At 69.8% G+C, this 13,040-nt stretch carries 12 protein-coding genes and 1 pseudogene; 7 read left to right on the forward strand and 6 right to left on the reverse strand.

The window, feature by feature from the left end:
- Positions 1-21: 21 nt before the first annotated feature.
- A pseudogene (locus AB0M73_RS21620) lies at positions 22-281 on the forward strand (tRNA-dihydrouridine synthase); the annotation flags it as partial.
- Between the two features lie 34 nt (positions 282-315).
- On the opposite strand, the gene AB0M73_RS21625 reads toward AB0M73_RS21620, so the two are convergent.
- Positions 316-711 carry a hypothetical protein gene (locus AB0M73_RS21625; protein WP_363892975.1) on the reverse strand — a complete coding sequence of 132 codons (396 nt, stop codon included), beginning with the start codon at positions 709-711 and terminating at the stop codon, positions 316-318.
- Between the two features lie 178 nt (positions 712-889).
- The gene (locus AB0M73_RS21630) at positions 890-1,204 is read right to left on the reverse strand and encodes a hypothetical protein (protein ID WP_363892977.1); all 315 of its coding nucleotides are present in this window, start codon (positions 1,202-1,204) and stop codon (positions 890-892) included.
- A 327-nt stretch (positions 1,205-1,531) separates the two neighbouring features.
- Between AB0M73_RS21630 and dusB the strand changes: the two genes are divergently transcribed.
- From dusB to phoU, 5 genes are all read left to right on the forward strand, one after another.
- Entirely contained in the window at positions 1,532-2,665 is a 1,134-nt protein-coding gene (gene dusB / locus AB0M73_RS21635; protein WP_363892979.1) for a tRNA dihydrouridine synthase DusB, read from the forward strand.
- Entirely contained in the window at positions 2,658-3,089 is a 432-nt protein-coding gene (locus AB0M73_RS21640; RefSeq protein ID WP_363892981.1) for a hypothetical protein, read from the forward strand. The genes dusB and AB0M73_RS21640 overlap by 8 nt, the downstream gene beginning before the upstream one ends.
- A 154-nt stretch (positions 3,090-3,243) precedes the next feature.
- Positions 3,244-4,059 carry a GGDEF domain-containing protein gene (locus AB0M73_RS21645; RefSeq protein WP_363892983.1) on the forward strand — a complete coding sequence of 272 codons (816 nt, stop codon included), beginning with the start codon at positions 3,244-3,246 and terminating at the stop codon, positions 4,057-4,059.
- A gap of 239 nt (positions 4,060-4,298) precedes the next feature.
- Complete coding sequence (locus tag AB0M73_RS21650; protein ID WP_363892985.1) at positions 4,299-7,070, forward strand: LCP family protein; 2,772 nt, start codon at positions 4,299-4,301, stop codon at positions 7,068-7,070.
- An 84-nt stretch (positions 7,071-7,154) separates the two neighbouring features.
- On the forward strand, positions 7,155-7,823 hold the full coding sequence (gene phoU / locus AB0M73_RS21655) for a phosphate signaling complex protein PhoU (RefSeq protein ID WP_363892987.1): 669 nt from the start codon (positions 7,155-7,157) through the stop codon (positions 7,821-7,823).
- Positions 7,824-7,827: 4 nt separating this feature from the next.
- Here the strand turns inward: phoU and AB0M73_RS21660 are convergent, their stop codons facing one another.
- Positions 7,828-9,216, reverse strand: coding sequence for a hypothetical protein (locus AB0M73_RS21660; protein ID WP_363892989.1), 1,389 nt, complete (start codon positions 9,214-9,216; stop codon positions 7,828-7,830).
- A 143-nt stretch (positions 9,217-9,359) separates the two neighbouring features.
- Between AB0M73_RS21660 and AB0M73_RS21665 the strand changes: the two genes are divergently transcribed.
- Positions 9,360-10,331 carry a hypothetical protein gene (locus tag AB0M73_RS21665; RefSeq protein ID WP_363892991.1) on the forward strand — a complete coding sequence of 324 codons (972 nt, stop codon included), beginning with the start codon at positions 9,360-9,362 and terminating at the stop codon, positions 10,329-10,331.
- Here the strand turns inward: AB0M73_RS21665 and pstB are convergent.
- From pstB to pstC, 3 genes are read right to left on the reverse strand one after another with little or no spacing between them, the layout of a single operon-like run.
- Positions 10,307-11,083 carry a phosphate ABC transporter ATP-binding protein PstB gene (pstB, locus tag AB0M73_RS21670; RefSeq protein ID WP_363892993.1) on the reverse strand — a complete coding sequence of 259 codons (777 nt, stop codon included), beginning with the start codon at positions 11,081-11,083 and terminating at the stop codon, positions 10,307-10,309. The genes AB0M73_RS21665 and pstB overlap by 25 nt on opposite strands.
- A gap of 7 nt (positions 11,084-11,090) precedes the next feature.
- Entirely contained in the window at positions 11,091-12,002 is a 912-nt protein-coding gene (gene pstA, locus AB0M73_RS21675) for a phosphate ABC transporter permease PstA (protein ID WP_363892995.1), read from the reverse strand.
- Positions 11,999-12,967 (reverse strand): phosphate ABC transporter permease subunit PstC, encoded by a 969-nt coding sequence (gene pstC / locus AB0M73_RS21680; protein ID WP_052395499.1) that lies wholly within the window; start codon positions 12,965-12,967, stop codon positions 11,999-12,001. The genes pstA and pstC overlap by 4 nt, the downstream gene beginning before the upstream one ends.
- Between the last annotated feature and the right edge of the window lie 73 nt (positions 12,968-13,040).

Here is a 13,040-nt window from a genome sequence, read left to right on the forward strand (position 1 = left end):
CTCGTCACGCACAATAGAGACATGCGAACACAGATCCCTACATTGCGGATCGGACCCCACGCGGTCGACCTGCTGGTCGTGCTCGCGCCGACGGCCGGCATCACCAACACCGCGTTCCGGCAGTACGGGGCCGCGCGATGCACATGATCACGTTCCACCCGGACGAGCGGCCCCGGTCGCCGCAGCTGTGCGGGGTGGATCCGGTGACGATGGGCAAAGCGGTCCAGATGATCGTGGACGAGGATCGGGCCGACCACGTGGACATGAACTTCGGGTCCCCGAAGTAATTGACTGACAACAACGGCTGCTCACGGTTCATCGAGCCCGCTTAGCTCCCTGCATGTGGTTGTGCAGCAGCGCCTTCCGCGTACCCGCCGACATCATGGCGAGAAGCTCATCAGGCAATACGAAGAAGACGTCAGGATTCCGGTTGTGCGGTCCCCACCCGGTCACACCACACAGCAGGACGACAGCACCGGGACCAGGCCAGTTGCCCTCGAACCAGGCGTCCTGCCGGCGGCCGCTCGCCAGCCAGGTGATGACAGCCTTCGTGCCGAACCGGGCTGATTGGTAGACGCGAGTGACCTCAGCCAGCTCGGCACCAGGAGTGGCGGCGCTCAATGCCTGCAGCCACTCCAGCTCCTTCCAGCGCGCAAGCTGCCGAGCATGGTTCTGCCGTTTGGCACTCCAGGCAATGCCAACGATCAGCACGATCCCGAAGACACTCACGCAACTGGCAAGAACTATTCGGTCCCCCACGGCGGCGGACTCTAGCCCTGCGCGGGCCTGCAAGGACACCCCCAGCCCATGCAGACGCGGCACGCAGCCGGAGCGCCGGCCTACGAGCGAACTACTCGGCACACCAGTTCCGGCAGGGCAGCACGACAACTCAACATGAGGGATGCGGGCCGATCGTCACGATCGTGATCTGGGCGTCGTCGGGCCCGTAGATCCACCAGGTCCGCCACGCCGAAGGGGTCTTGTTCTCCACATAGGACTCCCACAGCGTGGCTCCACCGGGCCCCGGCACCGACTGATAGTCGTGCGAGTGCAGCCCCGGGTGACGGGGGCCTGCGTCCTGCAACAGGCGCAGTGCTTCGCGGACCTTCTTGAGCTTCGCCTCGTACTGCTTCTTGGCCCGCAGATCGTCGAGCACGCGCTCGGCTTCCCGGGTGTACAGCAGGCGGAACGGTGGAGCACTCACTCGTCGTCCGCGTCCTCATCGTCGGCCGTGATCCAGTTAAGGGACCGGGCCTTGCCCTCAGCGGCATCGGCGAGACCGCGGAACAGGGATGCCCGCAGCTCGTCGTTCTCCCACACCAGCAACTCACGTTTCGGGATGCTGGCCAGTGCGTCAGCAGGATCGCGCCGTCGTCGTTCACAGACACGGCGTAGCGATCGTTCTTGTGCGCGCCGGCTTTGCCGACCGCTACTCGCGCGCGTTCGTCCGCCGTGACTTCGGCCACTGGTAAATGGGTAACCCCCACCGGGGTGTTGTCGATGTGAGGTCACCGTCCCGCACAATGGAGGCATGAGCACATCGGCGAAGACCCTCCGGATCGGCCCGCACACGGTCGACCCGCCGGTGGTGCTCGCGCCGATGGCCGGGATCACCAACACGGCCTTCCGGCAGCTGTGCCGGCAGTACGGGGCGGGGCTGTACGTCTGCGAGATGATCACCAGCCGGGCGCTGGTCGAACGCGACGCCACCACCATGCACATGATCACCTTCCACCCGGACGAAAAGCCCCGGTCGCTTCAGCTGTACGGGGTGGATCCGGTGACGATGGGCAAAGCGGTCCAGATGATCGTGGACGAGGATCTGGCCGACCACGTGGACATGAACTTCGGGTGCCCGGTGCCGAAGGTGACGCGCAAGGGCGGGGGCGCGGCGCTGCCGTACAAGCGGCGGCTGTTCGGGGACATCGTGGGCGCGGCGGTGCGGGCGGCGGAGCCGGCGGGCATTCCGGTGACGGTGAAGTTCCGCATCGGCATCGACGACGACAACCTGACGTACCTGGACGCGGGCCGGATCGCGGAGGCGGAGGGGGCGCAAGCGGTTGCGCTGCACGCGAGGACGGCCTCGCAGCGGTACTCGGGCCAGGCGGACTGGTCGGCGATCGCCCGGCTGAAGGAGGCCGTGAAGACGATCCCGGTGCTGGGCAACGGGGACATCTTCAAGGCCCAGGACGCGCTGGACATGGTGGCGGCGACGGGCTGCGACGGTGTGGTGGTGGGCCGGGGCTGCCTGGGGCGGCCGTGGCTGTTCGGGGACCTGCAGGCGGCGTTCCGGGGCGAGCCGCTGCCGGAGGGGCCGACGCTGGGCGGGGTGGCGAAGGTGCTGCGCCGGCACGCGGAGCTGCTGACCGAGCACTACGACGAGCACAAGGGCCTGCGGGACCTGCGTAAACACATGGCCTGGTACCTGCACGGCTTCCCGGTGGGCTCGACGCTGCGCCGGAGCTTCGCGATGGTGTCGAGCCTGCCGGAGTTGGACGACCTGATCGGGCAGCTGGACCACGAGGTGCCGTTCCCGGCGGACGCGGAGGGCCCTCGTGGCCGGCAGGGCTCGGCGGCGAAGGTGGTGCTGCCGGAGGGCTGGCTGGACGACCCGGAGGACGCCAGCGTGCCGGCCGGGGCCGAGATGATGCACAGCGGTGGCTGACGGAAGGCTCATCGCCCTGGCGGCGTTGGCCCTGACGGGCTGCACGGTCGCCGGGCAGGCCCAGCCGTCGCCGGATCCCGGCCTGGTGACGGACTACTTCCACGACCTGGACACGGCGGCGGCGCAGGGCGTGCAGCAGGAGCAGGACTTCCTCAAGGCGACGCAGGTGCCGGCCTTCGCGGACCGGGTGTGCAGCCTGAACGGCGTGACGATCACGGCCACGCCGACGCTGTCGACGCTGCGGGCGGACCCGGGGTGGACGCCGCCGGGCTCGGACAAGCGGCTCACCGGCCAGGTCTATGTGGTGGCGGTGACGCTCACCATCCGTCAGGGGAACTCGGTGGTGGGCACGCAGATCGGTTCGCAGCGCGTGGTAGTTGACGGGGGAAGGACTTACGGCTTCGCCCCCTGTCCGGCGCAGTGACGGTACTCACATACGCCCATCCGTGTTACGCAGGGTCAGCGTTTTGGGCCACCGTTCGGTCAGCCAGTAGAGGGAAAAGCACCCCGGCCGCCCCTCCGTGACTCAAGCCGCGCCGCCGCCAGGACGACACCACCTTCGTGAGGAGGTGAGCGCGGTGACCGCGTCATCACAGCCCGATGTCTCCGAACCGACCGGCGAGCACGCCGACGGCGGACTGGTGAACCTGCACGAGAAGCTGGCGGGCCTGCTCGCCTCCCGCGGCCAGTGGCGCGAGGCGTACGACCACCTGCGGTCCGCGCTCGACCTGATCTACCGGGACAGTGCCGGCAGCACGCCGGCGGTGCCGGAGCAGCTGCGCCGCGAGGTGGACCGGCTGCGCCGTGAGCACGCCGAGGCCCACGAGCAGAGCATCCGCGACAGCCTCACGGCCAGCTACAACCGCCGCTACCTGGACCAACGCCTGGTGGCGATGTTGACGGAGCAGGTCGGGGCGATCGCGGTGGCGCTGGTCGACCTGGACTGGTTCAAGCAGGTGAACGACCGCTATGGGCACCTGGTGGGTGACCGGGTCCTCCAACAAGTCGTGGAACTTCTGCAGGTGGAGCTGCCGGAACCGGCGTTCTGCGCCCGCTACGGCGGCGAGGAGTTCGTGCTGGTGCTGCCGGGCACCGACCAGGCGGCGGCGGTGGAGATCGCCGAGGCGGCCCGGGACCGGGTGGAGCGGCACGACTGGTCGGCGATGGCGCCGGGCCTGCGGGTCACGGTCAGCGCGGGCGTCGCCCACGAGGTCAGCGGCAGCTGCGAGAACGGCGCCGAGCACCAGCTGCTGCAGGCCGACAGCCTGCTGTATTCGGCCAAGCAGTCCGGACGCAACGCGGTCGCGTACCGCGAGAACGGCCGGGTGCGGCTGGCCGGGCCGGCCTCGGGGCGTCGGGCCATCGCTGATGTGCGGGTGGCCGGGCATTACTGAGCGCGTCGAGGGCTACTGACAGCAATGTTCCGCTACTCAAGTGCCCATTTGGCCTAACGGCCTGGGCGGTTTCGAGTACGAACCGTGTCAGAATTCCGGCTGCCTGTCGCTAGAACTAGCGGTCGTCCGTACTATCGCGTGCGCTGGGTGCCGCGCCGCGATGTGCAACCTCTGTGGCCGCACCGACGTCAACTCGTGATGAACAGCCCGTATGGGCCGTGAGCCGGAAGGGAGCCTGGGTGCCCGACGATCCCCGCTTCGGCGGCACCGGTCCCGATGGTGCCGCGGACTCGTACGAGGCCCCCGACCAGGAGCCCACCGGACGCCGGAGCCGCAGGCGCAGGTCGATGGAGGCCTCGGGCGGTCTGAGCGTGTCGGACCTGGTGCAGCGGCACACGGGTTCGCGGCCGAATCTCCCTCGCCCGACCCCGCCCGACCCGGAGCCGCCGGCCGCGCAACCGCCGCGCCGCCGGGCCCCGCAGGCCGAGCCGCCACGGGCCCAACCGCCCGTTCCGCCCACCTCGGGCGGCCACCGCTCCGACCCCGGAACGGGTCAACGTCTGTCGCCCGTCACGCCGCCGGCCGGGCAGCAGTCCGGACGCCGGGCGCTGCGCGAGGACCCGATCGCCGCCGCGAGTTCGGGTCGCCGTGCCGCCCTTGAAGGCGTGCGCCCGGGCGAGTCGACCGGCCGCCGGGCCCGTCCTGAGCCCGAGCCGGAGCCCGAGGACGACGACGAGACCACCACGCTGCGCCCCGGCCGTCGGGCCGCGGAGGCAGCTGCGGCGCGCCGTGCCGCCCTCACGCCCCCTGGCGAGGCAACTGGCCGCCGCGCGGCCGTCACGCCCCCAGGAGAAGCCACAGGGCGCCGCCAAGCCGTCACACCGCCCGGTGAGGCCACGGGCCGCCGCGCCATGGTGTCTCCCCCGCCGGGAGAGGCCACTGGCCGTCGCGCGGCCGTCACGCCCCCGGGAGAGGCCACCGGCCGCCGTGCCGCCGTGCCCCCGCCCGGGCGGGGCATGCCGCCGGGCGGGCCCCGGCCCGGCGAGTCGAGCCTGTCCAACATGCGACGCCCGGTGCCGCCCGGCGGACGTCCGCAGGGACCGCCCCCCGGCGAGGCCACCGGCCGCCGCCCGGTCGTGCCCCCGCCGCCGCCCAACGGCGCGCCCCCCAACGGTGGACCGCCGCCCGGCGGACCGCGTCCGGGTGAGTCGAGCCTGTCCAACATGCGCCGGCCGATGCCGCCGCGGCCCGGCGAGGTCAGCGGCCCGCGCCCGGTGCTGGACCGACCGGGCGAGAGCAGCGGGCCCCGTCCCGTGCTGCAGCCGCAGCACCCCCAGGGACCACAGGACAGCCAGCGCACGCGCTTCGAGCCCGACGTGGACGCCGAGCAGACCACGATCGCCCCGCCGGACGAGGCGCTGGTCGACGTGCCCGCCGTCGAGGCGGAGGCGCCGTCGAGGCCGGAGCGCCGCGAGGACATCGAGCTGGCCGCGCTGACCACCGAGATGGAGCCGATCGGCGAGGAGGTGCAGCGCCGCCGCAAGGTGGACCAGACGCTGGCCCGCTTCTCCGCCGTGCATGACGAGATGGCCGTCGAAGAGGCCAAGCGGCGCACCCGGCAGAAGAAGTACATGCCGTGGATCGACACGGACGACGACGCGCCGCCCGAGGCCCCGCCGCCGGCCGCCGAGGAGCCCGAGGACGACCCCGAGTTCGACATGGACGCGGCGGAGATCGAGCGGGCCCGCGCCAAGCGTCGGATGATCGGCCTGGCCATCAAGGTGGTGGCCATCGCCGCCGCCGCGATAGTGCTGATCGTCTGCGGCATCGCGTGGGGCTCGGTCAAGGAGTGGACCGGCTCGGACATCAAGCAGGTCGACGCGCTGGACCCCAACTCGCCGGCGATCCAGGCCGTCGAGAAGCAGCAGGGCACCGACAACTTCCTGCTGGCCGGCTCGGACACGGTGCTGGTCGCGCATGTGCCGGCCGACCACAAGCGGGTCGTGTTCGTGTCCTTCCCCAGCGGTCTCGAGCTGAGCCAGCCGCCGTGCGGTCCGGCCAAGCTGTCCGGCGCGCTGTCGGCCGGCGGCCCGCAGTGCGTGACCCAGGACGTGCAGAAGATCTCCGGGCTGCGCATCAACCACTTCATGACGATGAACTCAGACGGCCTCAAGGGCATCGTCGACGCCATCGGCAATGTCGAGCTGTGCGTGAAGAACCCGTTGCAGGACGGGCAGTTGGGCGCGCTGCTGACCGGAACCGGGCCGCAGCCGGTCGACGGCGACACCGCCGTGAAGATCATCAAGGCCCGCAGCGTAGCCGGCGACCCGTCGCCCGATCTCGGCCAGATCCAGCGGCAGCAGCGGCTGATGGCCGCGATCCTGCGCTCGGCCGTGCAGGGCCAGGTGCTGCTCGATCCCGCCAAGCTCAACGGCCTGCTGTCCGCGGTGTCCAAGAACGCCACCGGCGACAACGTGGGCGTCGACCAGCTGTCCGCGCTGGCCCAGTCGGTGCAGGGCATCGGACCGGACCAGGTGGTGTTCACCAGCGTCCCGGTCAACGGCACGCCCGAGGCCACGAAGTCCTTGTTCAACGCGGTGATCAACGGGACCCCGCTGCCGTCCGAGGGCGCGACGGCCAGCGGTCCGCTGGTCGACCCGAAGTCCATGAAGATCCAGGTGGTCAACGGAAGCGGCCAGGGCGAGCTGCCCACCAACACCGCGAACTCCTTGGGCCACCTGGGTTTCCAGGTCGTGTCGGTGAACAAGGCGGCCGCCCCCGTTGACCACACCACGGTGCGCTACGCGCCGGGCCGGGAGGCGCAGGCGCGCACGCTGTCGGCCGCGGTAGAGGGTTCCAAGCTGGTGGAGGACTCTTCGCTGGCCGGGGCCGTGCAGCTGGTGACCGGGCCGGAATTCAGCGGTGACGTCAAGGCGCCGCAGCCGCAGCAGAACAGCCAGCAGGCATCGGATGTGTCCACGATCAGTGGAGCGGACAGCTCCTGCCAGTGACGATGCCTTTTTGTGGCCCGTGGTTCACGTCGGGTTCACTCGGCGATGCCGCTGGCGCGACCCCGAGAACGTAGGCTGTGGGCCATGCGTGAGGCTTACCATGACCAGCTCGGCGACCTCGCTGACCAGCTGGCGAGCATGTGCGCCATGGTCGGCGACGCCATGGAGCAGGCGACCAAGGCGTTGCTGGACGCGGATCTCGCGATCGCGGAGCGGGTGATCGGCGGCGACGCGAAGATCGACGACGCGCGGGCCAAGTGCGAGGAGGACGCCTACTCGCTGCTCGCGCTACAGGCCCCCGTGGCCACCGACCTACGCACCGTGCTGTCGGTCATCCACGCTGCGGAAAGCCTGGAGCGGATGGGCGATCTGGCGCTGCACGTGGCCAAGGCCGCCCGCCGGCGGCACCCGGCGGCCGTGCTGCCCGAGGAGGTGCGCGGCTACTTCGCCGAGATGGGCCGGATCGCCGTCGACCTGGCCCACAAGGCCCAGCAGGTGATCCGCACGCAGGACGTGGAACTGGCCCGTCGCCTCGACGAGGAGGACGACGCCATGGACGACCTGCACCGCCACCTGTTCTCCGTGATCATGGACAAGGACTGGGGCCACGGCGTGCCCTCCGCCGTCGACATCACCCTGCTCGGCCGCTTCTACGAGCGTTTCGGCGACCACGCCGTCTCGGTGGCCAAGCGCACCGTTTTTGTCGTCACCGGCCGCATGCCCGGCTACGCCAGCGGCGCCGAGGACCTGTAGACCGTCACATCCCGGTCGGCTCACCGAGAAACTCGGTGAGCCGATCATCCATTTCGGACAGATTTCGACTGTCGTGCCGGCGGACCCGCTGCTGCAATGCCTGCACCCGGTCGCGACTGCGTTGCGACGCCAGGCAACCGACATCCGTCACGGCCTGTTCGGCAACGGCCGCCGCCTGGTCGTACTCCCGCAACTCCAGGTACGCCGCCGCGATGTGCACCTTCGTCTTCGCCTTGGCGGTGACCCGGGCCGCCGGCAGCGCCTGCACCGATCGTTCCAGCAGCGCCAAGCCCTGGCGCGGACGGCCGATGTCCCGCAAGCACTGTCCGACGTCGGCCATCAGGTCGGCCTCGCCGTAGAAGCCGAACCAGGCCGGCTCCTCGCCACCGGTCCGCTCGAACGCCCGCTGCGCGTCGTCCACCGCCCGTTGCGTGGACTGCCGGTCGCCCAGCACCGCGAAGGCCCTCGCCTCGATCGCGTGCAGATAGCTGGTCAGCGCCGGCGTCGTCGTGCCCGCCACCTCCAGCGCCGACTTCGCCAGCGCCGCCGCGTGCTGTCCATTGCGGACCCGCTCCGTCTCAATCGGACTCGCGTTCGCGATATCGGTGGTGTTGCGGCTCATCTCGGACAATCCGTTCGCCGCGTAGAGGCGATCCCCAGCGTGCAGAGCCAGGTTCAAGGCCTGCGTGTTGTAGCGCTGAGCCAGGGCGTGCCGGCCCGAGTCCACCGCGGTCAGGCTCGCAAGGTGGGTGGCCTGTGCCAGTGCGGCGAACAGGTCCCGCCCGACCAATTCCGTGTATGCCGCCCTCCGGGCCCGTTCCGCCTGCTCGTGCACAAAATGCGCCACCTGGGCATGAATACCCGCGCCGCCGTAGCGCCGATGCTGGGCCCCGAAGTGGCGAATCGTCTCCAGCACCATCTGCACATCGGAGGCGCCGACCCTCGGACCGCCGGTCTGCGCGGCGACCGCCGCGGGTGGCACCGTGAGCGCCAACAAGGCCGGCTCGGCGAACGCGGCCGCCGCGAACGCCGACCCCATCAGGAAGTTCCGCCGACCGATGTCCCTACCCGAGAGTTCCGACACGACGCCGATCGTGCCATCAACCGTCGGAAAACAGCGCATTCCATCAAACGTGTCGGCCGCATCGACATTTTCCGTGAAACCGCAGTCGTTCACCTCAACGGCGTAGCCCAGGCGCGTGGCCAGCACCGACGCGACCAATCGCGGCACCGGCCACCTGGGTTGGCACCCCTGCAGCATGCGGGCTACGGCAGTGGCATTTGTGCCCAGGTGAATGCCTTCCCGCGCGCCGGCGCCGACGATCGAGCGGGCCAGCCCGGCGTTACTCAGCTCAGCGGTCTTCAGTAACCGCGCGAGCGCGGTGTTCACCATGCTCCACATGATGAAGCGGACGATGACGCACCGAAAGCCCTCATCACGAAGTGAGACCCCAAGTGGGACCCCTGAGGCCCTAGTGGGTCGGAACGCGACCACTGACGACCGGATCCACACACATGCCGGGTGCTGCACTGGTCATGGACAGATGTCACCACCCGATGGGAGGAAGAATACCGATCAACACCGCGCTGTTCGAACGGTTCGTGGCGCTGCGCCATCGATACACGGGCGAGCCGGAAGCGCTGCTGCGCCCGGCGCTTGCCGCCGGCCTGCACTCCCTCACTCGGGGCGACATCGAACACCTCGCGGCGGCGATGGATGACGGGGCGTCACTCCCACAAAGGCTTCGAGCGGCGGTGCTGCCCGACACGGTCCTGCCACGACAACAGGAACTCGAGTCGGCGATATTCGAGACGCTGTGCCAGGCGACCCACCTGGACGGCCCGGAAAACGCTCTGCACCGACACTTCCGCATGGTTCGTCCGCACGGCGACTATCTCGTGGTGCATCTGTCACCCGAATCAGTGGAGGCACTCGTCGGAAAACTTCTTCCGAGCGAAGGAGATGACGGGTACTCGGGATACCCGGGTCTACGGGTACGGGCCTTCCGGCGGCATGCCGAGCTGTATTTCGCGGACGGGGCGCCCGGTGTGGCGGTCCACCTGGCGCAGGTGCACTGGGGATTGTGGCGCGAGGTGAGCGAGGGACGTCGGTGGCTGGGCAACGACACCGAGCCGCTGACGCCGGACGAACTGCGGGCGATGGAGATCCGTCGGAGCTCGGCGGAAACGGCCCGGCTGGGCAGCGCGCTACTGCGTCGACTCGGCATGTTTTCGGGGCTGCCGCTGGCGATCATGGGCGCCGACCTGTGCTACGTCGACTGGCGGAACCGGCCGTCGCGGGGAGAGTTGGCCGAATTGCTGACGCATCCGGTGGCCGGCATCGGGGCCACGGGCTATCGGCGCGTCGCCGGCCACCTGGTGGTGGACGCGGCGCCGGGACGCGTGGTCCTGCACGGCCCGACGAGGCACACGTGGCGCTCAGCCGACCCCTGCCGCCGGGTGAGCGCCACGTGTGGGTCCGATCAGCCGAAGCGGCCCGAGATGTAGTCCTCGGTGGCCTGCTGGCCGGGGTTGGAGAAGATCTTCTCGGTGTCGTCGATCTCGACCAGGCGGCCGGGCTGGCCGACGCCGGCCAGGTTGAAGAAGGCGGTCTGGTCGCTCACCCGGGCGGCCTGCTGCATGTTGTGGGTGACGATGACGATGGTGTAGTCCTTCTTCAGCTCGCCGATGAGGTCCTCGATGGCCAGCGTGGAGATGGGGTCCAGGGCGGAGCAGGGCTCGTCCATGAGCAGCACGTCGGGCTGCACGGCGATGGCCCGGGCGATGCACAGACGCTGCTGCTGACCGCCGGAGAGGCTGCCGCCGGGCTTGTCGAGGCGGTCGGAGACCTCGGCCCAGAGGTTGGCCCCGCGCAGGGAGCGCTCGGCCACCTCGTCGAGCTGCTTGCGGTTCCGCACGCCGCCCAGCCGCAGGCCGGCGACCACGTTGTCCCGAATGGACATCGTGGGGAACGGGTTGGGGCGCTGGAACACCATGCCGATGGTGCGCCGCACCTCGACCGGGTCCACGGTGGACGCGTAGATGTCCTCGCCGTCCAGCAACACCTTGCCCTCGACGCGGGCGCCGGGGGTGACCTCGTGCATCCGGTTGAGCGAGCGCAGCACGGTGGACTTGCCGCAACCCGAGGGCCCGATGAACGCGGTCACGCTGCGCGGCGGCACGGCGAGGGCGACCCGGTCCACGGCCTGGAACTTGCCGTAGAAGATGTTCAGGTCCTTGACGTCGATCCGCTTGGCCATTTTCAGCTCACTTCGTCTTGATGGCCGAGAACCGCGACACGAGGGCGGCCACGAGGTTGAACAGCATGATCAGGATGATCAGGGTCAGCGCCGCGCCCCACACCCGCAGCTGGCCGGCGGGGTTGGGGTTGTTCAGCTCGCTGTAGATCAGCAGCGGCAGCGAGGTCATGTTGCCGTCGAAGATGTTGAAGTTGATCGACTTCGAGTAGCCGACCAGCACCAGCACCGGCGCGGTCTCGCCCATCACCCTGGCCATCGCCAGCATCACGCCGGTGACCACGCCGGACAGCGCCGTCGGCAGCACGATCCGCACGATGGTCTTCCACTTGGGCACGCCCAGCGCGTACGAGGCCTCGCGCAGCTCCTGAGGCACCAGCCGGAGCATCTCCTCGGTGGACCGCACGACCACCGGAAGCATCAGCAGCACCAGGGCCATCGACACGGCGAACGCGCTCTGGCCCATCTGGAACGTGCTCAGCAGCAGCGCGTAGATGAACAGCGCGGCCACGATCGACGGCACACCCGAGAGAATGTCGACCATGAACGTGGTGGTGCGGGCCAGCCGCCCGCGGCCGTACTCGACGAGGTAGATCGCGGCCAGGATGCCGACCGGCACCGCGATCACCGCACACACCACGGTCTGGAGCAGGGTGCCGATGATCGCGTGGTACGCGCCGCCGGCGAACTCCTTGGGCAGCACGCCCTTGAGCGAGTGGGTCCACCAGTCGGCGGTGATCACGGCCTCGAAGCCGCGGGCGATCACGGTGACCAGCAGCCACACCAGCGGCACCAGCGCGATCAGGAAGGCCGCCGTCACCAGCACGGTGGCCAGGATGTTCTTGAACTTGCGGGCGCCGCCGACGGCCTGGAAGGCGGGCGGCGTGGCCGGACGGTCCAAAGTGGACGCTGTGGTGGTCATTGCGCCGCCTTCCCGCGCGCGATGGACCGGGCCACCGCGTTGACCACGAAGGTCAGTACGAACAGCACGAGGCCGGCCGCGATGTAGGCGCCGGTCGGCAGCGGCTGGCTGAACTCGGACGCGGCCGAGGCGATCTTGGACGCGAACGTGTAGCCGCCGTCGAACAGGCTGAAGCCGGAAGGCTTGGGCGAGGCGTGCAGGATGAGCAGCACGGCGACGGTCTCACCGAGCGCGCGGCCGAGACCGAGCATGGACGCCGCGATGTAGCCGCTGCGCCCGAACGGCAGCACCGTGGTCCGGATGACCTCCCACTTGGTGGCCCCCAGGGCCAGCGCGCCCTCGATCTGCATCACCGGCGTCTGCCGGAACACCTCGCGGGTGACCGAGGTGACGATCGGCAGCAGCATCACCGCGAGCACCACGCCGACGGTGAAGATGGTGCCCGCGCCGGCCAGCGGGATGTTGCCCTTGGCGAACAGCGGGAACCAGCCGAACACGGTGTTGAGCCACGTCTCGAAGGGTTCGAGGGCCGGGCCGAGCACGAGGATGCCCCACAGGCCGTAGACGATCGACGGCACGGCGGCCAGCAGGTCGACCAGGTACGCGAAGCCGCGGGACAGCCGGGCCGGGGCGTACTGGGTCAGGAACAACGCGATGCCCAGCGACACCGGCATCGCGATGACCAGGGCCACCAGCGAGGTCAGCACGGTGACGATGAGCAGGTCCCTGATGCCGAACATCAGGTTGTTCGAGTCGGTGGTGAGGAAGTCGGCGCTGAAGAGGAAGTTCGCCTTGTCGGCCAGCAGCGACGGGACGGCCTTGATCAGCAGGAAGATCCCGATCAGCGCGATCGCGATCACGATCGCGAGGCCGGCGCCGGTGGTCAGCGTGCGGAAGATCGTGTCGCCGGGGCGGCGCGGGGTCGCCGCCGTCCGGGCACCTGGTTGACCGCTGTCGGAGGTCATGGCACCAATCATGCGGCTACCGCCCCGATCGTCCAGAGCGGACTCTGGACGATCGGGGCGGAGGCGCGTCGGT

This window comes from Kutzneria sp. NPDC051319 (genome assembly GCF_040682195.1).
GTDB lineage: Bacteria > Actinomycetota > Actinomycetes > Mycobacteriales > Pseudonocardiaceae > Kutzneria.

Bases quoted from the DNA above. Each gene is read 5' to 3' on its own strand.
- dusB (WP_363892979.1), top strand. From the start codon at position 1,532: ATGAGCACATCGGCGAAGACCCTCCGGATCGGCCCGCACACGGTCGAC.
- phoU (WP_363892987.1), top strand. From the start codon at position 7,155: ATGCGTGAGGCTTACCATGACCAGCTCGGCGACCTCGCTGACCAGCTG.
- AB0M73_RS21660 (WP_363892989.1), bottom strand. From the start codon at position 9,216: ATGGTGAACACCGCGCTCGCGCGGTTACTGAAGACCGCTGAGCTGAGT.
- AB0M73_RS21665 (WP_363892991.1), top strand. From the start codon at position 9,360: ATGGACAGATGTCACCACCCGATGGGAGGAAGAATACCGATCAACACC.
- pstB (WP_363892993.1), bottom strand. From the start codon at position 11,083: ATGGCCAAGCGGATCGACGTCAAGGACCTGAACATCTTCTACGGCAAG.
- pstA (WP_363892995.1), bottom strand. From the start codon at position 12,002: ATGACCACCACAGCGTCCACTTTGGACCGTCCGGCCACGCCGCCCGCC.
- pstC (WP_052395499.1), bottom strand. From the start codon at position 12,967: ATGACCTCCGACAGCGGTCAACCAGGTGCCCGGACGGCGGCGACCCCG.